The following is a 21,546-nucleotide window of genomic DNA, read 5'->3' as shown; positions in this document are numbered from 1 at the left end:
TTGTATCGGGAAAGGCGTTGGCCGACCAATCCGGCAGTCTATTCGGCACGCCAATTTCGGGATTCGGGCGGCAAAGACGCTGGCCAGCAGCTGCTGCCGACGAGCCGCCCAGGCAAACGCAGGGCTGCCAAGTGGTGGTCCAGGCGACGCCGGCGAGGAGGACGGGTAGAATGTGCGGGATGAACCTACTCGCCATCGAGACGTCGACCGCGCTGGGCAGCATCGCTGTCTGGCGGGACGGGGACATCCTGCAGCGCGCTTGCCCTGCCGACGTTTCGCACTCGGCGACTCTCCTGCCGCTGATCCGTGCCACCATGTGCGAAGCGCGTCTCGGCTTTGCCGATCTGCATGCGATTGCCTTCGCGGCCGGTCCCGGTTCGTTCACCGGTTTGCGCGTCGCTTGCGCCGTTGCCCAGGGTCTGGCTATTGCGCACCAGCTACCGGTCATTCCGGTCGGTACGCTCGATGCCATGGCGCTCGCAAGCGGCGGGGCGCGGGTGATCGTTGCACTCGATGCGCGCATGGGCGAGGTCTATTGCGGCTCCTGGGTCGCGGGAGTGCCGCAGGGTGCGGTGAGGGTCTGCCATCCGTCCGAGGTTCCGGTTCCTGATTCGTCTGGCTGGCTGGCCTGTGGTAATGGACTCGCCGCCTATCCGCTGGTGCGTGACCGGCTGTCAGACTGCGTGGCGATCTGGGAACCTGAGCGGATGCCCGACGCCGGCGCCGTCGCGCGTCTCGGTGCGTTGCGCCTGGCGCGCGGCGAGGGCGTCGATGCGGCTGATGCGGCGCCGCTCTATGTCCGTGACCGGGTGGCGCTGACGGTTGCCGAACGCCTGGCCAGCGGAGGCAAGGCGTGAGCGCCGTACTCCTCCCGGCGATCGAGGGGTTGCCGATGCGCCTCGATGATGTCGACGAGGTGCTGGCCATCGAAGAGGATCTCTATCCGTTTCCCTGGACTCGCGGCAACTTCGTCGATTCGATCGCTTCCGGCTACAGCGCCTGGGGTTATCGAGTCGACGGCGAATTGGTCGGCTATTTCGTGCTGATGATGGCAGTCGATGAAGCACACTTGCTCAACATCAGTGTGGCCGCGCAGCGCCAGCGGATGGGTTTCGGTGCCCGCCTGCTGAATCACGCCAGGCAGGGCGCGCGTCAGGCAGGAGCGACGAGTCTCCTGCTCGAGGTGCGCCCTTCGAACGAGAAGGCCCTGGCGCTGTACCGGCGCTTCGGTTTCCGGCAGATCGGTGTGCGCCGTGCCTATTACCCGGCGGCGCAGGGGCGCGAGGATGCGCTGGTGTTGAAGCATGTCCTGGCAGAGGACTCGGCATGAACGCGAGCCAGCCGCCAGATTCCCGCTGGCAGCGCGCGCAGTTGTTGCGCGAGATGGGCTTCTCTCCGCAGTGGCGGCTACGCCAGCAGCCTGCAGTGGGGCGTCAGCCATCTGTAGTGCTTGCCGATGCGACACGGGCAGGGCTTCATCAGCAGGCGGTGGAGCAGGCGCGACCTTTACCAGGCGGCGCTTCTGCCGACGTGCCGTCGGCCGCGCGGACCGAGCGGACCGAGCGGACCGAGCGGGCCGAGCAGATTGCCCGCCTGGGTTGGGACGAGTTGGCCGAGAGCGTTGCTGCCTGTCGCGCCTGCGGCCTCTGCGAGCAGCGGCGGCAGGCCGTTCTCGGTGTCGGCGATCACGGGGCCGACTGGCTGTTCATTGGCGAGGGGCCCGGAGCCGAAGAGGATGCGCGTGGGGAGCCCTTCGTCGGCCCCGCCGGCAAACTGCTCGACGCGATGCTGGCGGCTATCGATCTTAGGCGTGGTGCAGATGTCTATATCGCCAATGCCGTCAAGTGCCGCCCGCCCAGCAACCGCACCCCTGAAGCTGTCGAAATGGTGGCCTGCGCGCCCTACCTGCGACGCCAGATCGAGCTCATCCAGCCGCGCCTGATCGTTCTGCTGGGTCGTGCGGCGGCGCATGCCCTGCTCGGCGATGTCGGCTCGCTGGCCAGCTTGCGTGGGCGGCCGCTCGAGTATCGTGAGGGGGCAGGTGGCCGAGTGGCGATTCCGGTGGTGGTGACCTATCATCCTGCCTACCTCCTGCGTACGCTGCCGGACAAGGCAAAGGCCTGGGAGGATCTGTGTCGCGCCCGCACCGTGATGCGCATGGCCAAGGGGGCCGCCACACGACCGGCGTGAGCGGCCCTTGCAGGCCAGCGAGAAATCGTCGAAAGTCGCCTCCCATCACCCGTTTACTATTGTCCATTGAGGAAACCGTCATGCGCTTGCGAATTCCCGCGATCTTCGCCCTGCTGGCCTTTCTGCTTTCCGGTTGCGGCTACAACACGTTTCAGACCGGTGACGAGGCGATCAAGTCGGCATGGTCTGAAGTGCTCAACCAGTACCAGCGGCGAGCCGACCTGGTGCCGAATCTGGTCGGCACCGTCAAGGGTTACGCCAGTCACGAGAAGGACGTCCTGACGCAAGTTACCCAGGCGCGCGCGCAAGTTGGCGCGATTCAGGCAACGCCGGAGCTGGTCAATAACCCGGAAGCCTTCGCCAAGTTCCAGCAGGCGCAGGCGGGTCTGTCCAGCGCGTTGTCGCGCTTGTTGGTCGTCGCCGAGAACTACCCGCAGCTGAAGGCCGACGCCGCGTTCCGGGACCTGCAGGCGCAGCTTGAAGGCACCGAGAACCGCATCACCGTTGCGCGCAACCGCTACATCAAGGCGGTCGAGGGCTACAACGTCTCGGTGCGCACCTTCCCGAACAATCTCACGGCGATGATGTTCGGTTACACGGTGAAGCCGAATTTCAGCGTCGACAACGAGAAGGCGATCTCGACGGCTCCGAAGGTGGACTTCTCGGCCGCGCCTCAGCCGCCGCCTGCGACGGCCAGGCCGTCACCCGCAGCGGGCTCGCCGGCGCCCAGCTACTAGGCGATGCGCCTCACTCTTGCCCGGCTGCCGGCCTGGTTGCTGAGCCTGTGGCTGCTGTGCGGTGCCGGATTCGCCGCCGCTGACGAGCCGCAAGCGGTAGCCAGGCTGGTCGCGCGCGTCAACGATTCCACGGCGACGCTGACCGCCCAGCAGCGTGGCCTGCTCGAGGCCAAGCTGAGCGCTTTCGAAGGCGAGAAGGGAGCGCAGATAGCGGTCCTGATCGTCCCCACGGTCAAACCGGAAACGGTCGAGCAGTATGCGCTGCGCGTCGTCGAGGCGACGAAGCTGGGCCGCCGGGGCACCGACGACGGTGCGCTCTTGCTGGTCGCCAAGGATGACCGGAAGCTGCGCATCGAGGTGGGCTACGGACTTGAAGGCGCGCTCAACGACGCCACCGCGAAGCGAATCATCAGCGAAACGATCGGCCCGCGCTTCAAGCAGGGCGACTACTACGGCGGCATCGATGCCGGTGTCGACGCGATGATCAAGGTGATCGGCGGTGAGCCGCTGCCGGCGCCGGCGGTGGAGTCCCTGCGTGCGCGGGCGGCTGTCGACGATAACTTCGAGACACTGTTGTTCGTCGGTTTCATTCTGGTGTTCGTCGTCGGTGGGGTGCTGCGAGCCATCTTTGGGCGCGTCCTGGCAGCCGGCATGGTGGGTACCGCCGCCGGCTTCATCGCTTCGCTGTTGATTTCGTCGGTGCTGGTGGCGGTGCTCATCGGCTTCGCGGGCTTCATCGCTTCTCTCTTTGTTGGCCTGTTTGCTGGGCGGGCCGGCTCGCCCACCGGTGCCTGGTCGGCGGGTGGTAGCGCGGGGGGCTATTCGGGCGGCGGCAGCAGTTCGGGAGGCTTCTCCGGCGGCGACGACAGTTCGGGAGGCTTTTCGGGTGGGGGTGGCGATTTCGGTGGCGGTGGCGCGTCGGGAGACTGGTGATGCAACTGAAGCGAATTTTCCGGCACCTGATTCTGCCGCATTGGTGGGTGCGGCGTGTGTTCCCCCCGGATCTGCTGCGGCGTGTCGAGCAGGCGATCACGGCGTCGGAGTCGGCGCATCGTGGGGAATTGCGGGTGGTCGTCGAAGGCAACCTGCCGCTCCCCGGGCTGCTGCGCGGCCAGTCGGCGCGCGCGCGCGCGATCGAGCTGTTCTCGCAGTTGCGTGTCTGGGACACTGCCGAGAACAGTGGCGTCCTGATCTACCTGCAACTGATCGATCGACGAGTCGAAATCGTTGCCGATCGGGGAATCGATGCCAGGGTCGGCCAGGAGTTCTGGGACGGCGTCTGTCGCCAGATGGAAGGCGCCTTCCGCGCAGGGGATTTCGCCGAAGGCACCCTGCGTGCCTTGACGGCGATCACCGAAGCGCTGCGAACACACTTCCCGGCGTCGGGTGGAAATCCCAACGAGTTGACCGACGCACCGCTGCTCCTCTAGCTTTCGGCGTAGCGGATGCGCTTGCTCGACTTGTTCGGCTGAGTCAGGTGATCGAGTGGCAGTACGTGCGTCTGCTTCACCGTCTGCAGGGCGATGCTGGTCTTGATGCGGGCGACTCCGGGCAGGCGTAGCAGGCGTTTCATCATCAACTCCGAGAATGCCGCCAGATCGGGGACGACGATCCGCAGCATGTAGTCGGCGTCGCCGCTGACCGAGAAGCAGTCCATCACTTCCGGCATTGCCGCGATGGCGTTTTCGAAAGCTTCGTTGGTGCTATCGCCATGTCGTTCGAGGATGACCTGGGCAAACGCCGTGACACCCAGTCCCAGCGCCGACGGGGCGAGCATGGCCACGTAGGCGGCGATGACTCCGTCTTCTTCGAGGCGCTGGATGCGACGGCTGATCTGCGAAGCGGAAAGGCGGATCTGTTCGCCGAGGGTGGCGTTGGTCGCGTTGCCCTTGCGCTGCAATGCGTCGAGCAGCGCAAGATCGTAACGGTCGATGGTTATTTTGGACATGTAGGACCTGATTCATGCACGAAATGTGCGAAGTATAGTGATTTCTGCGCTCATTACAACCACATCTTGCGCGCCATTGCTGCCATCATTTGTTCTTCCCACGACGCTGGAGACCCCTCGCATGAAGCTCACCGAATCCCTCCTGGAGGCGCTAAAGGCGCATGGCGCCCGGCAGATTTTCGGCATCCCGGGCGACTTCGCCTTGCCCTTCTTCCGCATCATGGAGGAATCGCAGATCCTGCCTCTGTACACGCTCTCGCATGAGCCGGCTGTCGGCTTTGCTGCGGATGCGGCGGCGCGCATGCTTGGCGGACTCGGTGTCGCGGCGGTGACCTATGGTGCCGGGGCGCTGAACATGATCAACCCCGTCGCCGCAGCCTATGCCGAGAAGTCGCCGCTGGTCGTGCTCTCCGGCGGGCCCGGCAAGAACGAAGCCAAGTCCGGACTGTTGCTGCATCACCAGGCGAAGACGCTGGATTCTCAGTTTCAGATCTACCGGGAGATTACCTGCGATCAGTTACGTCTCGATGACGCCGAACGCGCGCCGACCGCGATCGCGCGCGTTCTCGCCAACTGCCTGCGCCACTCGCGACCGGTGTATATCGAGCTACCGCGCGATATGGTCGCCGTGCCCTGTCAGCCGGTGCTCGCCGAAGCCCCGCCGGCGGTCGATCGGGAAGCTCTCGATGCTTGCGTCGAAGAAATTTGCGAGCGCCTGGCGCTGGCGACGAGACCGGCCCTGATGGTCGGCGTCGAAGTCCGTCGTTTCGGGCTTGAAGGGCGCGTTGCCGAGCTGGCGCGTCGGCTTGACTTGCCGGTGGTGACCAGTTTCATGGGCCGCGGTCTGCTCGCCGATGCCGATGCGCCGCTGGTCGGCACCTACATGGGTGCCGCCGGTCTGCCGGAAGTGACCGAACTGGTCGAGAACTCGGATGGCCTGTTCCTGCTCGGGGTGATCGTTTGCGACACCAACTTTGGCGTCTCGGCGAGCAAGATCGACCTGCGCAAGGCGATCAAGGCGCTCGATGGGCAGGTGACGATGGGTTACCACACGTACCCGCAGATTCCCCTGACGGCGCTCGTCGACCGCCTGCTCGCGCGTGTCCCGCAGGGCAAGCGGGTGCACCCGGTGGCGCATCGGCCGTGCCCACGCCATATGCCTGCCGATCAGGCAACGCTGACGCCGACCGATATTGCGACGGCGGTCAACGATCTGATGTCCGAACACGGCAGAATGCCCATCGCATCCGACATGGGGGACTGCCTGTTTACCGCCATGGACATCGAGCATACCGCACTGGTTGCTCCCGGCTACTACGCGACGATGGGTTTCGGCGTGCCTGCAGGTCTCGGCCTGCAGGCGGCGACCGGGCAGCGGCCGCTGATCCTGGTTGGCGACGGGGCTTTTCAGATGACCGGCTGGGAACTCGGCAACTGCGCCCGCTATGGCTGGGATCCGATCGTTCTGGTGTTCAACAACGCCAGTTGGGAAATGCTGCGCACCTTCCAGCCGGAGTCGTCGTTCAACGACCTGGGGCATTGGGGTTTTGCTGAAATGGCGGGCGGACTCGGTGGTGACGGCGTACGGGTGACCACGCGCGCCGAACTGAAGGCGGCTCTCGACCGGGCGGTGGCGACGCGTGGCCGCTTTCAGCTGATCGATCTGACGATTCCCCGCGGTGTTCTGTCGACCACCCTGGCGCGCTTCGTGGCCGGCGTCAAGCAGTTGAACGCAGCACGCTAGAGGCGTGCGAGGTGCTTCTCAGAGCGCGCTGTCGTCGAGGTGAATGACATCGTCGCGAAGGCGCTGGTTCGCCTGATGGCGGAGCTTGACGAGGTACATCGCGCCGCTGACGAACAACCCGAAGAGGGTGATCACCCAATAGATTGACAGGTCGGCTCTGATCATCAGGTAGTAGAGACCGGTCATCGCCAGGATCGACAGATTTTCGTTGAAGTTCTGGACGGCGATCGAGTGACCGGCACCCATCAGAATGTGTCCTCGGTGCTGCAGCAGAGCGTTCATCGGCACCACGAAGAAGCCGGAGAGCGCACCGATCAGCACCAGCAGGGGAACGGCCAGCCACATGTGCTGGACGAAGTTCATCACCAGCACGATGACCCCCATGGCAATTCCCAGCGGGATCACGCGCACCGACTTGCGCAAGGTGATCATGCGCGCCGCGCCGACGGCCCCGAGCGCCACGCCGACCGCGACGACGCCCTGCAGCATGCTCGACTTCGACAGGTCGAGCTGCAGTGCGACTTCCGCCCATTTGATGACGATGAACTGCAGCGTGGCGCCGGCGCCCCAGAAGAGAGTCGTCACGGCCAGCGACACCTGACCGAGACGGTCGCGCCACAGGAGGACGAGGCAGTGATTGAATTCGCGCAGCAGATACCAGGGGTTCTTGTGCAGTACGCGGTGATCGACGCCGGTGTCGGGGATATACAGATTGAACAGTGCGGCCAGCAGGTAGAAAACGGCGACGAAACAGAGCGCCATCTCGCCGACCGAATCGACACCCGTATCGATCAGCGGGAAGTCGAAGCCCAGCAGAGCGTCGGCGACTTCCGGCCGGATCAGCATGCCGCCGACGACGACACCGAGAATGATCGCGCCGACAGTCAGGCCTTCGATCCAGCCGTTGGCAACGACCAGCAGACGGTGCGGCAGGTACTCGGTAAGAATACCGTACTTGGCCGGCGAATAGGCAGCGGCGCCGAGACCGACGACAGCATAGGCCAGCAACGGGTGAACGTCCCAGTACATCATCGCGCAGCCGACGATCTTGATGCCGTTGCTGATGAACATCACCCGCCACTTCGGCATCGAGTCGGCGAAGGCACCGACAAAGGCTGCCAGGGCGACGTAGGAGACCGTGAAGAAGGTCTTCAGCAGTGGTTCGTAGGCGCTCGGCGCGTGCATGTCGCGCAGCGCCGAGATGGCAACGATCAGCAAGGCATTGTCGGCGAGCGCGGAAAAAAACTGCGCCGCCATGATGATGTAGAAGCCGAAAGGCATGGGTTGGTCTTGGCGTATTCTGAATGCGGCTGTTCTTTGAGTCCTGGGCTTATACCACGAAAGAAGCCGAGATGTTAGCGTCGTGGCCCCGGCCCGCTGTACAGGCGAGTGCCACGTGACCGACCGGATCTGGTCCACGTCCCGATTTTGTGATTCAATGCCCTTATATAAGGAAAAAAAGGGGAGAGGGCTTATGGCTGATCGTCGCTTGCAGGTGTTTCATGCTGTTGCCAAACACCTTTCGTTTACCAAGGCGGGCGAGGCACTGCATATGACCCAGCCGGCGGTGACGTTTCAGATCAAGCAACTCGAGGAGCGTTTCAATACCCGACTGTTCGATCGGGGCGGCGGCCGAATCGCTCTCACCCAGGCCGGCGAGTTGGTGCTTGACTACGCGGAGCGCATCCTCGGGCTATCCGCCGACCTCGACCTCCGCGTCGCCGAGATGACCGGACAGATGAGTGGCAGTCTGCTGGTGGGTGCGAGTACCACGATCGCCGAGTTCATGCTGCCGCCGATCCTCGGCGAGTTCAACGTGCGTTACCCGCAGGTCCGGGCGCGGCTGACCGTTGCCAATTCCGAGGCGATCAGCAATGCCATCGCCGCGCATACGCTGGACATCGGACTGGTCGAATCCCTGGTGAACCACCCCAGCCTGCAATGCGAGGTTTGCGGCGATGACGAACTGCAGGTGATCTGCACGCCGACGCATCCGCTGGCGCAACGTACCGACGTTGACGCGAGGAGTCTGATGGCGCACGACTTCATCGCCCGTGAGCCGGGTTCGGGTACGCGCGAAGTCACCGACGATTACTTGCGCGCTTGCGGTGTCGAGCCCGCCCAGATCAAGACGCTGATGGAACTGGCGAGTCCCGAGGCCTTGAAGGGTGTCGTGGCGACCGGACTCGGATTCTCGATCGTCTCGCGCGCGAGTTTCGAGAAGGAGCGGCAACTGGGCAGTCTGGTCGCGATTCCGCTGCGTCCGCGCCTGAAGCGCACGCTGTCGCTGGTCTACCAGAAGGAGCGTTTCCGCTCGAAGGTGGTGCTGACCTTCGTGGACTTTGCCCGGAACAAGCTCAGGGAGCTCTCTGCCTGATGCCGCGGCCGATTGCCGCCCGCATCGACGGCGGAGCACTGCGCCACAACTACCTGCTGGCAAGGAACCAGGCCAGGCGCGGCGAAGGCAGGGCAAGAGCCTGGGCCGTGGTCAAGGCCAACGCCTATGGGCATGGCTTGCTGCGCGCGGCGCGGGCGCTCGCCGATGTCGCCGATGGCTTCGCCCTGCTTGATCTGGAGGAGGCGGTAAGGCTGCGCGACGCCGGTATCCGTCAGCCGATTCTGCTGCTCGAGGGCTTCTTCGAGGCGGCCGATCTGGCCGTCTGTGCCGCCCACGATCTGACGCTCGTCGTTCATCGTCTCGAGCAGCTGCAGATGCTGCGCCGGGCTTCCCTGCCGGTGCGCCTGCCGATCTTTCTGAAACTCAACAGCGGCATGAATCGCCTCGGCCTGACGGCAGCCGAGTTGCCGGCCGTCAGGCGCGAACTGGCGGCGTCGCCGGCGGTGAGTGCGGTCACCCTGATGACGCACTTTGCCGAAGCTGACGGTGACGGTGGCGAGGCGTGCATCACCTGGCAACTCGAACGCTTCGCCGGCATGCTCGCCGACTGGCCCGAGGCTGCCACCTGGCCGGTGTCGCTGGCCAACTCGGCGGCCATCCTGCGTTACCCGCAGACGGCGCGCGACTGGGTGCGGCCGGGAATCATGCTCTACGGCGGCAGCCCGTTTGCCGACCAGGATGCCGCGAGCCTCGGTCTCAAGCCGGTGATGACGCTGCACAGCCGCATCCTGGCGGTGCAGGAAATCGCCGTTGGCGAGCGGGTCGGTTACGGCGGCACCTTTGTCGCGCGTCGGCCGACGCGCGTCGGCGTCGTCGCCTGCGGTTATGCCGACGGTTACCCGCGCCACGCGCCGGGCGGTACGCCGATCGTTGTCGCTGGGCAAGCAACCACGACGCTGGGGCGGGTCTCGATGGACATGCTCGCCTGCGACCTGACCGACCTGCCGGCGGCCGGCGTCAATAGCCCTGTCGTCCTCTGGGGCGAAGGACTGGCGGCCGATGCGGTGGCCGCCGCCGCGGGCACCATCAGCTACGAGCTGTTCTGCGCCCTCGCGCGGCGCGTGCCGGTGGTCGAAGTCTGAGCATGGCGCGCGCGCCGGGCAGTCAGAAGACGGTTTTCGCGTGCAGCGAGTGCGGCGCCAGCACCGCCAAGTGGCAGGGGCAATGCCCCGGCTGCGGCGTCTGGAACACGCTCGTCGAGAGCGTTGCCGAACCGGCGGCCGGTAGCCCGAGGCGCTTTGCTGCCCTGGGTGGCACTAGCGGGCTGCAGAGCCTCTCCGAGATCGAAGCGCGCGCCGAGGACCGCTTGCCCACCGGCATCGGCGAGTTCGATCGCGCTCTCGGCGGCGGGCTGGTCAGCGGTGGTGTCGTGCTGATCGGCGGCGATCCGGGAATCGGCAAGAGCACCTTGCTGTTGCAGGCGCTGTCGTCGATGTGCCTGACCCGCACGGTGCTCTACGTCAGCGGCGAGGAATCCGGTCAGCAGATCGCGATGCGCGCGCGGCGCCTGTCGCTGGAGACACGGCGGCTCGGTTTTCTCGCCGAAATCAATCTCGAGAAGATCGTCGCGGCGCTGCAGTCCGCAAAACCACAGGTGGCGGTCATCGACTCGATCCAGACCCTGTGGTCGGAGCAACTCAACTCGGCGCCGGGCTCGGTCGCCCAGGTCCGGGAATGTGCGGCGCAGCTTACCCGCCTCGCCAAACAGACCGGGATCACCGTGATCCTCGTCGGTCACGTGACCAAGGAGGGCGCGCTGGCCGGGCCGCGCGTGCTCGAACACATCGTCGACACGGTGCTCTATTTCGAAGGCGACACGCATTCGAGCTTCCGCCTGATCCGCGCGGTCAAGAATCGGTATGGCGCGGTCAATGAAATCGGCGTCTTTGCGATGACCGACAGGGGGCTGAAGGGCGTCAGCAACCCCTCGGCCATCTTCCTGTCACAGCACGGGACCGATGTTGCCGGGTCCTGCGTGCTGGTCACCCAGGAAGGCACGCGTCCCATGCTGGTCGAGATCCAGGCCCTCGTCGATCAGGCGCACGGCAACCCGCGACGGCTGACCGTCGGCCTCGATGCGCAGCGGCTGGCGATGCTCCTGGCGGTCCTGCACCGGCACGCCGGAATCGTCTGCTTCGATCAGGACGTCTTCGTCAACGCCGTCGGCGGCGTCAAGATCGGCGAGCCGGCGGCCGACTTGGCGGTCTTGCTGGCGATCATTTCTTCATTGAAAAACAGAGCGTTGCCGGCGAAGCTTATCGTGTTTGGCGAAGTCGGGCTGGCAGGTGAGATCCGTCCCGCGCCGCGTGGCCAGGAGCGTCTCAAGGAGGCAGCGAAGCTCGGTTTCACGCGCGCGATGATTCCCGAGGCCAACAAACCCCGCCAGGCCATTGCCGACATCGAGGTGCTTGCCGTGCGACGGGTCGAGGAAGCGGTCGAGCGTCTGCGCGATCTCGAGTGAGCGCCGCCGGCTTGACGAGGCCGCACGGTCTGAGCCGGGTCCTGCTTGAAATCGCCGGCGTCTGTCCGGCGCCGGAGACCCTGGCCCCCTGGCCCGTGACTGAGCCAAAGGCATGACGGGATGCGGCAAGCCTTGCCTGCCCCTTTTCCCGGCCCGATCTGCACCTTATACTGCGGCACGCCAAGCGGCTCACGCTTGGCGGGCAGTGCATACCGACGCTACCGATCAATACCTCATGTCCGGGAGTCGCCATGAAACCGCTTTTTGCCGATGCTGCCCCCGCCAACAAAGCCACCCCGCCGGTCAGCCCGACGGTCGAGTTGCCGCCCGCGACGCCACCGGCGGGCGGCGATCTCCAGGCAGCGGCGCCGGCGCGCCCGGTGTTGCCCTTGCCGGTGAGCGTCAGTCCACCGCCTGCACGGGTCACCGTCAACGAGTCCGACCTCGCGGCGCTCGGTGAGAAGTCGACCAAACGGGTGGCGGCGATTTCCGAGCAATTGCTGGGAATGGTGCGCGGTACCGGTGCCGATCAGTTCGGCGTCTCGCTCAGCCAGCTGGTTGCCACGGCCCAGCAACTCGATCCCAAATTGTTGTTCGACAAGTCCTTGCTCGGCAAGCTCAAGGGGCTCTTCGTTTCCGCTCGCGAGCAGGTCAAGTCGCAGTTCCGGTCGGTCTCCGGCCAGCTCGATGCGCTCGTCGGCGAACTCGAACGTTCAGCACGCACCTACGAGCAGCGGATTCGCGAACTCGACGAGATGTACGCCGCCAATGGCGAGGAGTACAACGCGCTGGGCGAGGCGGTGCTCCGGGGCCAGGAACTGGTCGCCGCACTGAACGAAGAACTGGCCCGTACTCCCGAGACGAGCGACCCGATGGCAGCGCAGGCCATCGCCGATCGTCGCCAGTTCGCCGTACGCCTGGAGAAGCGGATCGACGATCTGAAGCGGGCGCAGATGATCGCCATGCAGACGGCGCCCGAAATCAGGCTGTTGCAGAACAATTCGCGGATGCTGATCGCGAAGTTCCAGGACATCGTCGCGGTGACGATTCCCGCCTGGAAAAAACAGTTCTCGCTGCACATCCTGATGGAGGAGCAGGCGAAGTCGGCGGCGCTGGTGACGGCCATCGACGACGCGACGAACGCCGCACTGCGCAAGAACGCCGACCTGCTGCGGCAGAACACCACCGAGATCGCGCGCGCCAACCAGCGGGCGCTGGTCGAGATGGAAACGCTCGAACACGTGCAGAAGCAGTTGCTCGGCGCTTTCGAGGATGTGCAAAAGATCAACGAAGAGGCGGCGGCAGCCAGGGCACAGACCGACGCCAAGCTCGGCGCGTTGCGCGACGAGTTGATCACGCGCTTCCAGAAGACCACCTAGAAAGGAACGGCCATGTCGCTGATCGACCTCAAGAAGAAGACCCGGATCGTCCTCGACAAGCGTGCCTTGCCGCAGCCGCCGCGCTGTCGGGTGGGGCTGTGCATCGACATTTCGGGATCGATGCATAACGAATACCAGGATGGCCTGGTGCAGGAGACGGTTGACCGTCTGCTCGCCGTCGCCGGCACCTTTGACGACAATGGCGAGATGGAGGTTTGGACCTTCAACCAGAAATACTCGACGCCGCCGGTGGCGCGCGCCGCGGATTTCGGCAACTACGTGAAGAAGGCAATCCTCGACAACCCGGACGTAGACAAGTGGGGAGGCACCAACTACGCGCCGGTGATGAATGCGGTCCTCGACACGTACTTCCGCGGTGAGCGCGTCACCTCGGGTGGCTTTCTCGGCATGTTCAAGAAAACCGAGCAGCGGGCGCCCAGGGATATCCACATCCCGGCGCTGTGCCTGTTCATCACCGACGGCGACAACACCGACGAAGCCGAGGCCGAGAAGATCCTGCGCGAGGCCCGCCAGCACCAGATCTATTGGCAGCTCATCGGTATCGGTACCGACACCGACTTCCGTTTCATCAAGAAGATGGCAGACGATCTTCCCAACGCGGGTTTCTGCGTTTTTCCAAGTCTGCGGGTCAGCGACGAAGCGATCTACGAGGCGCTGCTGACCAGCGAGCTTTGCGACTGGCTGCGCAAGCTCTGACCCGCGCAATGCGGTGAGCACGCGGCAAGCCGTAACTCAGCGACTGTTTTTTCCGATTCACTCCGAGCAAAGGACCGCCATATGGCCATCAATCTCAAGAAGGGGCAGGGGATCAATCTGACCAAAGCCGCGCCCAAACTGCGTATCGTCCGCGTCGGCATTGGCTGGGACATCACCCGCGTCCTTGGGCAGTGCGACCTCGATGTCTGTGCCTTTGTGCTCAAGACGGTGGGCGACGCCCCGGTCTGCCTGTCGGATGGGCACTTCGTCTTTTTCAACAACCTGCAGAGTCCCGAGGGTTTTCTGACTCACACCGGCGACAACCGAACGGGTGCCGGCGAGGGCGACGACGAGACGCTGAAGGTCGATCTAAGCGCGGCACCTGCCGAGGCCGTGGAGGTCTCCTTCATCGTCACGATGCACGACGCGCTTGCCCGCCGTCAACACTTCGGCATGGTGCAAAACGCGTATCTGAAGGTCTACAACGACGAAACCGGCGAGGTCCTCGCCGCCTACGATCTCGACGAGGAGTTTGCCGGCCAGACCGCGGTGCAGATCGGTTCGCTGTTCAAGGCTGGCGATGAGTGGCAGTTCCAGGCGGTGGGTGCCGGTTATCAACGCGACCTGCTCGACTTCGTGCGGGGTTATGGCCTCGAAGCCTGAGTCCCGCCCACGGCCACTCTTCGCGGATGCGGGCGCGCCGCCCGCACCTCCTCGCGACGTGCCGGTGCCGCACTCTGCTCAGCCGACTCCACCAGCGCCGGTGCGTCAGGTGCGGCCGCTCGACCTGCCACCGGCGCCGCCGCCGGTGGTGCAGACGCGTGTCGCCGCCGTGAGACTCCCCGCGCCCGCGCCGCCACCGCTGCCCACACCAGTCTCGGTGAAGGCGCTGGTGCTGCCGGATCCGGCGCCGGCGGCGGCCTCCACGCCTGCATACGCGCCGGCATCGCTGCTCTTCGACGAGGGGAAGGGCTCGGATATCGAACGCCTCAAGCGTCAGGCCATTGCGTCGTTCACGGCGATCGCCACCGGGCAGCTCGAGGCGCTCGATGAAGCGATCCGCGACCTGCTGCCGGTAGACGTCGCGAACCTCGCCGCCTGGGGGAATACGTTGCTGCGGCGCGTCGAAGCGATGACCGTCGAGCTGCAGCGCTTGACCGCCGCCGTCGCGAGCTGGAACGTCGGCGAGGTGATCGAGAAGTGCAACGCGGCGATGGGCGCTGCTGGGCTATGGAAGATCTTCAAGCGAAACTCGCCGGGATCGCTGAAGCCGGCGTTCGAGCTGATCCTCGCCCAGGCGCCGCCGACGCTTGCCGCCCTTGACGACCTTGCGCAACGCGTCGCGCCTTGCCGCGACGCGTTTGTCGCCTGGCTGCTGTTGCTGAAAGTGGTGCCTCAGGTGCTGCCGTTGCGCGACATCGAAGCCGAGGCCTTGTCGCGTCGCGGCCACCTGCTGACCCTCTCGGCGCAGCACTTCGATCTCCTCGAGCCGCAGCTCGAACAGCTGCGGCGGCAGGTGATCACCTGGCAGAGTGAGGTCGAGCAACTCGTCCGGGTGACCCTTCCGGTCTGGGAACTCGCCAACGTCAGGCCGGCCCGCTGACCCTGATGCGCCATCCGGCGGCGGCGTTACCGCGGCTTGGTCAGCCGGCTTTTCTAGGTGGCAGGAAGAAATCCCTCGGCTGGCGGAAGAGATGCGCGACGACCGATCGCGCCAGCGTCTTCCACTGCGCGTCGGAAACCTCCCGCGAGCGTAGGGCGACGTTGAGCGCGAGCGCAAAGCTGACCGTCAGGTTCATGAAACCGATCGCGGCGACGCCGAGTGCCGCCCAGAAAAACAGCCAGAGGCCGGGCGCCAGATCGAGACCGACGCAAGCGATGCCGATGAAGGCCGATGAGAAGGCGACATGGCGGATGTCGATCGGCAGGCCGACGAGCAGACCGAAAAGCGTCGTTCCGCCGAGCAGAAAGCCGAACAGCAGGTTGCCGGCAAGGGCGCCGAGGTTGTCGCCTGTGTAGGCCGCGACACGGCGCATGCGTGCTTCACCGAGAAGCCGCTTCGGCCAGCCGAGTTGCAGGATGCGCTCGGGGATTCGGTTGTAGGCGGCGTAGTTGTCGTAGTAGCCGCTGATCAGGCCGGAGATGAACAGGCAGGCGCCGGCGATCGCCGCGTAGAACAGCGCGCCGCTGTGGATCAGGCTCTGCTCGGCGAGCAGGTGCTGTGACTTCTCGGGGCTCGTGAAGTGCTCGCCGCTGATCGTCAGCACGGCAAATGCGATCAACGCCGAGAGGGGGATGGCGATGCCGACGTTGCCGAGAATGGCGATGATCTGACTGCGGCAGGTCCGGGCGATCAGACTGGTCAAGGCCTCGATGTTGCGCAGCTTGCCGCCGGCTTCGCTGATGCTTGCGGCGATGGCGTTGGCGGTCATCGCCGGCTGCTTGGTGGCGACGGTGCCGTGCAGGATGTGGATCAGGCAGAAGCCGAGCCCGTAGTTGAGGCAGAAGGCGATCGCACCGGTCAGCGGCGGCATCTCGGCCTTGGCGAGGACAATCTTCAGACAGGCCATGAAGGAGATGACGAAACCGCCGATCATCGCCGACCGCGCCATCGACCAGTACTCCTCGCGCGTGTCGGTGATGTAGTGCTCGCCATGCTGGCCGGCGTTGTCGGTGACTCGCAGGGCGATCAGTTCGGTGTTCTGACGCCAGTGCCGGACCAGATTGTTGCGCAGGCATTCTTCGCGGACCAGTTGGGTAAACAGCCTGACCATCGGCGGATAGGCCGCCGCGCCGCCGGGGTCTGCCTGGAGGCCGGCGAGGATGTCCAGCAGTTGCTCGCTACGCCGCAGGAGCTGCCGCAGGCGTTGCAGGTGATACGTCAGACGAATGCTGGTGCCGTTTCTGGCGGCATTCTTGCGCACTCGCTGGATCACGTCCTGGCACTGGCTGTAAAGAACCCGCAGGTGACGGTCGTCGGCGTCTTCCGCGACCGGCTTGCACCAATTATGCGGGTAGGCTTCGATGTAGGCCGTGGTCTCCCGGTTCTGCGCGACGAAGGGCGATTCGTAGTTCTCGAGCGACGGCTGCAGGCGCAGCAGTTCCGGTTCCATGCCGCAGGCGGCGATCCAGTACGAAAGCACGCGCAAGGACCCGAGAATTTCCGTCAGCGACTGCGGCAGCGAATCGCTGGCCGGAAGTTCATCAAAACGCAGAGCTTCGATGAGGTGGAGCCAGGCGTCTTCGCCGACGCCGATTACCCAGTGCCGGTCGCTCGACCGGTCGAACAGCGTGCGCAGGACGCTACGCAGCAGGCCGGGATCGAGCACGCCGGGGAGCAGCGTGTGGCCGATGCGGTGCAGACCTTCGGCGATGAAGCCGGAATTCGGCAGGATGCCGGTTGCGGTGTATAGCTCGGTATGGCGATGCGTTTGCACCAGCGTGGTCAGGCAGTCGCGCAGACCGCAACGCAGCTCGGGGTGGGTGCTCAGGATGTAGCAGAGGGCTTGCAGGTTGCGCCGCGCGGATTCGGTATCACGCGCATCGGCCGGGCGGAGTTCGTCGACCAGCAGGGCGAGCAGGGGTGTGCAATCGTTGTCCGGAGTGAGAAACCGGCTGAGGATCTGTTCCATGAGTTAGGCGTTTTCGCTCGCAAACACGGGGCGGCAGGAGCAGACGGAGCCGCGCGAGAAGTCGTTGCCGCCTGCCGGCGTCGATTACAATCGGTGAATCTTAACAAACTATTCCGCAGGGGATTCTCCCGCGACGGGAAGCCGCCGATGATCATTGTCCTCTCACCCGCCAAGAGCCTCGATTACCACCGCCCGCCGACACTGGTCGAGCATACTGAACCGGCCTTTCTCGATCAGTCGCAATTGCTCATCGACAAGCTGCGCGCCCTGTCGCCGTCGGCGCTTGCCAGCCTGCTGAAAATCAGCGATCAACTGGCGGTTCTCAACGCCACCCGCTACGCGGAGTGGGCGCGACCCTTCACGTCGGACAACGCCAAGCAGGCCATCCTGGCCTTCAATGGCGATGTCTACGCGGGACTTGCCGCAGCGACGCTGACGCCGGCCGACCTCCACTTCGCGCAGACGCATCTGCGCATCCTCTCGGGCCTCTACGGTCTGCTGCGGCCGCTCGATCTGATGCAGCCCTACCGGCTGGAAATGGGGACGCGCCTGGCGAACCCCCGCGGCAGGGATCTCTACGCCTTCTGGGGAGATCGCCTCACCGAGGCGCTCGATTCGGCGCTGCGTGAAGCGGCGGCAGCGGTTCTCGTCAATCTCGCCTCGGAGGAGTATTTCAAGGCAGTCAGGCCGAAGAATCTGTCTGTGCCGGTGGTGCAGCCGGTTTTCGAGGACTGGAGTGGCGGCAGGTTCCGGGTGGTCAGCTTCTACGCCAAGCGCGCGCGTGGGCTGATGGCGCGCTTTGCGATCGTCAATCGCCTGCGCGAAGCGGCGGGTTTGCGGGATTTTGCCGTCGATGGCTATGCCCATGTCGCCGAAGCTTCCGACGAGAAAGTCTGGGTCTTCCGGCGCCGCCTGGCGCGGTGAGTCGGCCATCCCGCCGGCGGCCTGGCCGATAGCCCGTAAACCCGTTTCCGGGCTGCGGACCGACGCGGTAGCGTGTCCTGGCGGTCAGTGGCTCGCGATCAGCGAGCCGGCGGCCTCCGCCGTGACGATGGCGTAGGGTAGAGGTCGGCGGCGCTGGCGGGCGAGGGTCAGCAGCCCCCGGTCACGGGTGATCAGCAGTTCGGCGCGGCAGCGGACGGCGAGGACCAGGAACTTCTGGTCGTCGGGGTCGCGGCAACGCGGCAGCGCGTAGTCCTCCGGGCCGTCGGCTTCGCACACCCCGACGAAGTGGCGGTAGTTTGCCAGCAGTTCTTCCCTGGCGTCGTCATCGAGAGCGAACTGCGGGTAGGCCGCGACGCGCTCGAGTTCGGCGAGGCAGGGCTGGTCGGTAAAACACGTCAGCTCCCCACGGTCGATGGCCTCGCGCAGCGTCCGTGCGCGTGGGTCGGCGAAGTGCAGCAGGTCGATGACGATGTTGGTGTCGAGGACCGCGTGCATGTCTTCAGTCGAGTCCAAGTTCGGTGACAACGTGTTCGGCGATGGCCAGGCAGGCCGTCAGCCCTGGCGACTCGATGCCGAACAGGTTGACCAGCCCGGCGATGCCATGCTGCGCGGGTCCCTGGATGAGGAAATCGGCGGCCGGCTCGGCGCACCCGGCGATCTTCGGCCGCACCCCGGCGTGAGCGGGCGCCAGGGCGTCGTCTGGCAAGGCCGGCCAGTAGCGGCGGATCTCGGCGTAGAAGGCCTTGCCACGAGCCGGGTCAACGCGGTAGTCGAACTCGCCGACCGCTGTTCGCGGGGGCGGGTCGGCTAGCCACTCGACGTCGGGGCCGAAGCGCGCCTGGCCGCCCAGGTCCAGCGTCAGATGAACTCCGAGGCCACCGGCCGCCGGTAGCGGATAGACGAGTCGCGAGAAGGGCGCCCGCCCGGCGAGCGCGTAGTAGTTCCCTTTGGCGTGGAAGTTCGCCGGGATCAAGGCAGGCGGGAATCCGGCTAGCGAGGCGGCGACCTGCGGCGCCCAGGGCCCGGCGGCATTGATGACGATCGCCGCGTGCAAGTGCAAGCGATCGTCTCCGCCGGCCTCGAGCACGATGCGGTGAGGCTCGATCGACCCGCCATGCAGTGGGCTGCGCAATGCAAGCCAGGCACCGGCATGCTCGGCGTCGCCAAGCAGCGCCAGCATCAGAGCGTGGCTGTCGATGATTCCGGTCGACGGCGAGAGCAGGGCGGCGCTGCACTTGAGCTCGGGTTCGAGCGTGGCCGCCGCCGTGGCGCCGAGGAGTTGCAGGTCGTCGACACCGTTTGCCTCGCCCTGCTGCTGCAGAAGTCCGAGGCGGCTCTCCTGGGCGCTCGAGGTGGCCACGATCAGCTTGCCGCAGCGCCGGTGGGCGATGCCGCGCGTGCTGCAGAACGCGTAGAGTTGCCGACGGCCGGCAACGCACAGGCGGGCCTTCAGCGAAGCGGTCGGATAGTACAGCCCGGCATGGATCACCTCGCTGTTGCGGGCGCTCGTTTCCCTGCCGAAAGCGTCATTGCGTTCAAGAATCAGCGTTTCGATGCCACGTTGCGCGAGGGCGCGCGCGCAGGCCAGTCCGACCACTCCGGCGCCGATAACCGCCGCGCCAACGCTCTCCATTGCTCGCACTCCGGCTGCAGAATGCCGCATTGTAATGCCGCGGCCGGCGACCCGCCCATTGTCGATCGATTGGACAACCGCCGGCCCTTTGCCTGGATCGGCGCGAATCGCTACACTGGCGAGGATGTCCCCTACGTTGCAGCGAACGCGAACCCCCTGATCATGATGGCAGACGTACCCAGCCCAGACGAAGTCGTCGCCGCCACCCGCGACTGGCTGGAGCGCGCCGTGATCGGCCTCAACCTCTGTCCGTTCGCCAAGGGCGTCCATGTCAAGGGGCAGATACGCTACGTCGTCAGCGAGGCGCGCAATGACGAGAGCCTGCTCGCCGACCTCGAGCGCGAGTTGCACGCGCTGGTGGGGGCCGCGCCGGCGGCGGTCGACACGACGCTGCTGATCCACCCCTGGGTACTGAACGCTTTCGACGACTTCACGCGCTTTCTCGATCTCGCCGAGGTGGTGCTGCGCATGCATCGACTCGATGGCATCGTGCAGGTCGCCAGTTTCCATCCGGACTACGTTTTCGCCGATACAGAGCCGGACGACATCACCAACTGCACCAACCGCTCGCCCTTCCCGACCTTGCACCTGCTGCGCGAAGCCAGCATCGACCGCGCGGTTGCCGCCTTCCCCGACGCTGCGGCGATCTACGAGCGCAATCTGCAGACGCTCCGGGATCTGGGCATCGACGGCTGGCGGAACCTGGGCGTCGGCACACCGCCGGGCGAGAACGGGTAGGCCGACGATGCCCGGGGTGTCGACACCGGTCGAACTGCGCGAGGACGAGATCGAGTTCCTCGCCATTCGTGCGCAGGGGGCGGGCGGGCAGAACGTCAACAAGGTGTCGAATGCCATCCACCTGCGTTTCGATATCGGCGCCTCGTCGCTCCCCGAAGACCTCAAGGAGAGCTTGCGGCAACTGCGCGACCAGCGGATCAGCAACGAGGGCGTCGTGATCATCAAGGCACAAGCGCACCGCAGCCTCGAACGCAATCGCCTCGACGCACTCACACGCTTGCGCGAGCTGATCGCGCGGGCCGCGTACACGCCGGCGCCGCGCCGACCGACGCGGCCGAGCCACGGGTCGCAGCGGCGGCGCGTCGACAGCAAGCTCAGGCGCGGTGTCGTGAAACTGCTGCGGGCGAAAGTCGGCAGCGACAACTGATCGAGGACGAAATTGATGCGTATGGCGGGCCGCACGGCGGCGGGAGTGTTCTGATGACACCCACTGAGGTAGTGGCCTTCTGGTTCGACGAGGTAACCCCGGCGCAGTGGTGGGCCAAGTCGGATGCCTTCGATCGCCTGGTCAGCTCGCGCTTTGGCAGCGCGCATGCGGCGGCCACGCGTGGCGAACTGTACGCGTGGCGCGCCACCGCTGATGGCCGGCTGGCTGAGATCATCGTCCTCGACCAGTTTTCGCGAAACATCCATCGCGGTCGTGCGGAGGCTTTCGCCGCCGACGGCATGGCCCTGGTGCTCGCCCAGGAAGCCGTCGCCGCCGGACTCGACAGGGCGCTCGACGCCGGCCGCCGGGCGTTTCTCTACATGCCCTACATGCACAGCGAGTCGGCGGCAATCCATGCCCTGGCTGTCAGGCTGTTCGCGACGCCGGGCATGGAAGGCAATCTCGACTTCGAACGGCGACACCAGGCGGTGATTGAGCGTTTCGGGCGCTACCCGCACCGCAATGCCGTCCTGGGTCGTACATCGACGCCCGCAGAACTCGAGTTCCTGAAAACGCCGGGGTCGGCGTTCTAGTGGT

General features: G+C 65.5%; 23 protein-coding genes. 18 read left to right on the top strand and 5 right to left on the bottom strand.

The annotated features are described in order from the left end of the window. The first annotated feature begins 179 nt into the window (after positions 1-179). The 6 genes from tsaB (at position 180) to CAP2UW1_RS13235 (ending at position 4,357) form a co-directional block, all read left to right on the top strand. Positions 180-857 carry a tRNA (adenosine(37)-N6)-threonylcarbamoyltransferase complex dimerization subunit type 1 TsaB gene (tsaB, locus tag CAP2UW1_RS13260; protein WP_041567845.1) on the top strand — a complete coding sequence of 226 codons (678 nt, stop codon included), beginning with the start codon at positions 180-182 and terminating at the stop codon, positions 855-857. After that, entirely contained in the window at positions 854-1,330 is a 477-nt protein-coding gene (gene rimI, locus CAP2UW1_RS13255) for a ribosomal protein S18-alanine N-acetyltransferase (RefSeq protein WP_015767130.1), read from the top strand. The genes tsaB and rimI overlap by 4 nt, the downstream gene beginning before the upstream one ends. After that, entirely contained in the window at positions 1,327-2,190 is an 864-nt protein-coding gene (locus tag CAP2UW1_RS13250; RefSeq protein WP_015767129.1) for a uracil-DNA glycosylase, read from the top strand. Before rimI ends, CAP2UW1_RS13250 begins: the two co-directional genes overlap by 4 nt. Positions 2,191-2,270: 80 nt before the next feature. Next, a complete protein-coding gene (locus CAP2UW1_RS13245) occupies positions 2,271-2,927 on the top strand; it encodes a LemA family protein (RefSeq protein ID WP_015767128.1) in 657 nt (218 codons plus the stop codon). A gap of 3 nt (positions 2,928-2,930) precedes the next feature. Further along, entirely contained in the window at positions 2,931-3,860 is a 930-nt protein-coding gene (locus CAP2UW1_RS13240) for a TPM domain-containing protein (RefSeq protein WP_015767127.1), read from the top strand. Beyond that, the gene (locus CAP2UW1_RS13235; protein ID WP_015767126.1) at positions 3,860-4,357 is read left to right on the top strand and encodes a TPM domain-containing protein; all 498 of its coding nucleotides are present in this window, start codon (positions 3,860-3,862) and stop codon (positions 4,355-4,357) included. The genes CAP2UW1_RS13240 and CAP2UW1_RS13235 overlap by 1 nt, the downstream gene beginning before the upstream one ends. Here CAP2UW1_RS13235 and CAP2UW1_RS13230 read toward each other — a convergent pair. Beyond that, positions 4,354-4,875, bottom strand: a complete 522-nt coding sequence (locus CAP2UW1_RS13230) for an Lrp/AsnC family transcriptional regulator (RefSeq protein ID WP_015767125.1) — start codon at positions 4,873-4,875, stop codon at positions 4,354-4,356. The two genes, CAP2UW1_RS13235 and CAP2UW1_RS13230, sit on opposite strands and share 4 nt — an antisense overlap. A 121-nt stretch (positions 4,876-4,996) precedes the next feature. Here CAP2UW1_RS13230 and ipdC point away from each other — a divergent pair, with 121 nt between their 5' ends. Next, complete coding sequence (gene ipdC, locus CAP2UW1_RS13225) at positions 4,997-6,619, top strand: indolepyruvate/phenylpyruvate decarboxylase (protein WP_015767124.1); 1,623 nt, start codon at positions 4,997-4,999, stop codon at positions 6,617-6,619. Between the two features lie 18 nt (positions 6,620-6,637). Here ipdC and lplT read toward each other — a convergent pair whose 3' ends face one another. Beyond that, positions 6,638-7,900, bottom strand: coding sequence for a lysophospholipid transporter LplT (gene lplT / locus CAP2UW1_RS13220; RefSeq protein WP_015767123.1), 1,263 nt, complete (start codon positions 7,898-7,900; stop codon positions 6,638-6,640). 193 nt (positions 7,901-8,093) lie between these two features. Here lplT and CAP2UW1_RS13215 point away from each other — a divergent pair, with 193 nt between their 5' ends. From CAP2UW1_RS13215 to CAP2UW1_RS13185, 7 genes are all read left to right on the top strand, one after another. Beyond that, positions 8,094-8,996, top strand: a complete 903-nt coding sequence (locus CAP2UW1_RS13215; RefSeq protein WP_015767122.1) for a LysR family transcriptional regulator — start codon at positions 8,094-8,096, stop codon at positions 8,994-8,996. After that, a complete protein-coding gene (gene alr, locus CAP2UW1_RS13210) occupies positions 8,996-10,099 on the top strand; it encodes an alanine racemase (protein WP_015767121.1) in 1,104 nt (367 codons plus the stop codon). The genes CAP2UW1_RS13215 and alr overlap by 1 nt, the downstream gene beginning before the upstream one ends. 2 nt (positions 10,100-10,101) lie before the next feature. Continuing rightward, on the top strand, positions 10,102-11,478 hold the full coding sequence (gene radA, locus CAP2UW1_RS13205; RefSeq protein WP_015767120.1) for a DNA repair protein RadA: 1,377 nt from the start codon (positions 10,102-10,104) through the stop codon (positions 11,476-11,478). Positions 11,479-11,729: 251 nt separating this feature from the next. After that, a complete protein-coding gene (locus CAP2UW1_RS13200) occupies positions 11,730-12,857 on the top strand; it encodes a toxic anion resistance protein (RefSeq protein WP_015767119.1) in 1,128 nt (375 codons plus the stop codon). Between the two features lie 12 nt (positions 12,858-12,869). Further along, the gene (locus tag CAP2UW1_RS13195) at positions 12,870-13,574 is read left to right on the top strand and encodes a VWA domain-containing protein (protein ID WP_015767118.1); all 705 of its coding nucleotides are present in this window, start codon (positions 12,870-12,872) and stop codon (positions 13,572-13,574) included. Positions 13,575-13,655: 81 nt separating this feature from the next. After that, positions 13,656-14,237: a TerD family protein gene (locus tag CAP2UW1_RS13190; protein WP_015767117.1), complete on the top strand. Its 582-nt coding sequence runs from the start codon at positions 13,656-13,658 to the stop codon at positions 14,235-14,237. A gap of 64 nt (positions 14,238-14,301) precedes the next feature. Next, positions 14,302-15,177: a hypothetical protein gene (locus CAP2UW1_RS13185; RefSeq protein WP_199931463.1), complete on the top strand. Its 876-nt coding sequence runs from the start codon at positions 14,302-14,304 to the stop codon at positions 15,175-15,177. A 40-nt stretch (positions 15,178-15,217) separates the two neighbouring features. Here CAP2UW1_RS13185 and CAP2UW1_RS13180 read toward each other — a convergent pair whose 3' ends face one another. Beyond that, positions 15,218-17,206, bottom strand: coding sequence for a site-specific recombinase (locus tag CAP2UW1_RS13180; protein ID WP_015767115.1), 1,989 nt, complete (start codon positions 17,204-17,206; stop codon positions 15,218-15,220). Between the two features lie 147 nt (positions 17,207-17,353). Between CAP2UW1_RS13180 and yaaA the strand changes: the two genes are divergently transcribed. Continuing rightward, complete coding sequence (gene yaaA / locus CAP2UW1_RS13175) at positions 17,354-18,130, top strand: peroxide stress protein YaaA (RefSeq protein WP_015767114.1); 777 nt, start codon at positions 17,354-17,356, stop codon at positions 18,128-18,130. Between the two features lie 84 nt (positions 18,131-18,214). On the opposite strand, the gene CAP2UW1_RS13170 is transcribed toward yaaA, so the two are convergent. Both CAP2UW1_RS13170 and CAP2UW1_RS13165 read right to left on the bottom strand, forming a co-directional pair. Beyond that, positions 18,215-18,646, bottom strand: a complete 432-nt coding sequence (locus tag CAP2UW1_RS13170; RefSeq protein ID WP_015767113.1) for a putative toxin-antitoxin system toxin component, PIN family — start codon at positions 18,644-18,646, stop codon at positions 18,215-18,217. 4 nt (positions 18,647-18,650) lie between these two features. After that, entirely contained in the window at positions 18,651-19,784 is a 1,134-nt protein-coding gene (locus CAP2UW1_RS13165; protein ID WP_015767112.1) for an NAD(P)/FAD-dependent oxidoreductase, read from the bottom strand. Positions 19,785-19,946: 162 nt separating this feature from the next. On the opposite strand from CAP2UW1_RS13165, the gene CAP2UW1_RS13160 reads away from it, so the two are divergent. The 3 genes from CAP2UW1_RS13160 to CAP2UW1_RS13150 are packed head-to-tail and all read left to right on the top strand — an operon-like array spanning position 19,947 to position 21,542. Then, positions 19,947-20,522, top strand: a complete 576-nt coding sequence (locus tag CAP2UW1_RS13160) for a DUF1415 domain-containing protein (protein WP_015767111.1) — start codon at positions 19,947-19,949, stop codon at positions 20,520-20,522. Between the two features lie 7 nt (positions 20,523-20,529). Further along, the gene (arfB, locus tag CAP2UW1_RS13155) at positions 20,530-20,949 is read left to right on the top strand and encodes an alternative ribosome rescue aminoacyl-tRNA hydrolase ArfB (RefSeq protein WP_015767110.1); all 420 of its coding nucleotides are present in this window, start codon (positions 20,530-20,532) and stop codon (positions 20,947-20,949) included. A gap of 53 nt (positions 20,950-21,002) precedes the next feature. Further along, on the top strand, positions 21,003-21,542 hold the full coding sequence (locus tag CAP2UW1_RS13150) for a DUF924 family protein (RefSeq protein ID WP_015767109.1): 540 nt from the start codon (positions 21,003-21,005) through the stop codon (positions 21,540-21,542). Positions 21,543-21,546 lie beyond the last annotated feature (4 nt).

It is taken from the genome of Candidatus Accumulibacter phosphatis (assembly GCF_000024165.1).
In the GTDB taxonomy this organism is placed as follows: Bacteria; Pseudomonadota; Gammaproteobacteria; order Burkholderiales; family Rhodocyclaceae; genus Accumulibacter; species Accumulibacter phosphatis.
This window is presented reverse-complemented; position numbering and strand designations above follow the sequence as displayed.

What these genes read in the sequence shown, in the direction of transcription:
- CAP2UW1_RS13190 (WP_015767117.1), top strand. Translation starts at nt 13,656, where the DNA reads ATGGCCATCAATCTCAAGAAGGGGCAGGGGATCAATCTGACCAAAGCC.
- radA (WP_015767120.1), top strand. Translation starts at nt 10,102, where the DNA reads ATGGCGCGCGCGCCGGGCAGTCAGAAGACGGTTTTCGCGTGCAGCGAG.
- lplT (WP_015767123.1), bottom strand. Translation starts at nt 7,900, where the DNA reads ATGCCTTTCGGCTTCTACATCATCATGGCGGCGCAGTTTTTTTCCGCG.
- CAP2UW1_RS13165 (WP_015767112.1), bottom strand. Translation starts at nt 19,784, where the DNA reads ATGGAGAGCGTTGGCGCGGCGGTTATCGGCGCCGGAGTGGTCGGACTG.
- alr (WP_015767121.1), top strand. Translation starts at nt 8,996, where the DNA reads ATGCCGCGGCCGATTGCCGCCCGCATCGACGGCGGAGCACTGCGCCAC.
- CAP2UW1_RS13215 (WP_015767122.1), top strand. Translation starts at nt 8,094, where the DNA reads ATGGCTGATCGTCGCTTGCAGGTGTTTCATGCTGTTGCCAAACACCTT.
- yaaA (WP_015767114.1), top strand. Translation starts at nt 17,354, where the DNA reads ATGATCATTGTCCTCTCACCCGCCAAGAGCCTCGATTACCACCGCCCG.
- ipdC (WP_015767124.1), top strand. Translation starts at nt 4,997, where the DNA reads ATGAAGCTCACCGAATCCCTCCTGGAGGCGCTAAAGGCGCATGGCGCC.
- CAP2UW1_RS13170 (WP_015767113.1), bottom strand. Translation starts at nt 18,646, where the DNA reads ATGCACGCGGTCCTCGACACCAACATCGTCATCGACCTGCTGCACTTC.
- CAP2UW1_RS13195 (WP_015767118.1), top strand. Translation starts at nt 12,870, where the DNA reads ATGTCGCTGATCGACCTCAAGAAGAAGACCCGGATCGTCCTCGACAAG.
- CAP2UW1_RS13235 (WP_015767126.1), top strand. Translation starts at nt 3,860, where the DNA reads ATGCAACTGAAGCGAATTTTCCGGCACCTGATTCTGCCGCATTGGTGG.
- tsaB (WP_041567845.1), top strand. Translation starts at nt 180, where the DNA reads ATGAACCTACTCGCCATCGAGACGTCGACCGCGCTGGGCAGCATCGCT.
- CAP2UW1_RS13250 (WP_015767129.1), top strand. Translation starts at nt 1,327, where the DNA reads ATGAACGCGAGCCAGCCGCCAGATTCCCGCTGGCAGCGCGCGCAGTTG.
- CAP2UW1_RS13180 (WP_015767115.1), bottom strand. Translation starts at nt 17,206, where the DNA reads ATGGAACAGATCCTCAGCCGGTTTCTCACTCCGGACAACGATTGCACA.
- arfB (WP_015767110.1), top strand. Translation starts at nt 20,530, where the DNA reads ATGCCCGGGGTGTCGACACCGGTCGAACTGCGCGAGGACGAGATCGAG.
- CAP2UW1_RS13230 (WP_015767125.1), bottom strand. Translation starts at nt 4,875, where the DNA reads ATGTCCAAAATAACCATCGACCGTTACGATCTTGCGCTGCTCGACGCA.
- CAP2UW1_RS13245 (WP_015767128.1), top strand. Translation starts at nt 2,271, where the DNA reads ATGCGCTTGCGAATTCCCGCGATCTTCGCCCTGCTGGCCTTTCTGCTT.
- CAP2UW1_RS13200 (WP_015767119.1), top strand. Translation starts at nt 11,730, where the DNA reads ATGAAACCGCTTTTTGCCGATGCTGCCCCCGCCAACAAAGCCACCCCG.
- CAP2UW1_RS13150 (WP_015767109.1), top strand. Translation starts at nt 21,003, where the DNA reads ATGACACCCACTGAGGTAGTGGCCTTCTGGTTCGACGAGGTAACCCCG.
- CAP2UW1_RS13160 (WP_015767111.1), top strand. Translation starts at nt 19,947, where the DNA reads ATGATGGCAGACGTACCCAGCCCAGACGAAGTCGTCGCCGCCACCCGC.
- CAP2UW1_RS13240 (WP_015767127.1), top strand. Translation starts at nt 2,931, where the DNA reads ATGCGCCTCACTCTTGCCCGGCTGCCGGCCTGGTTGCTGAGCCTGTGG.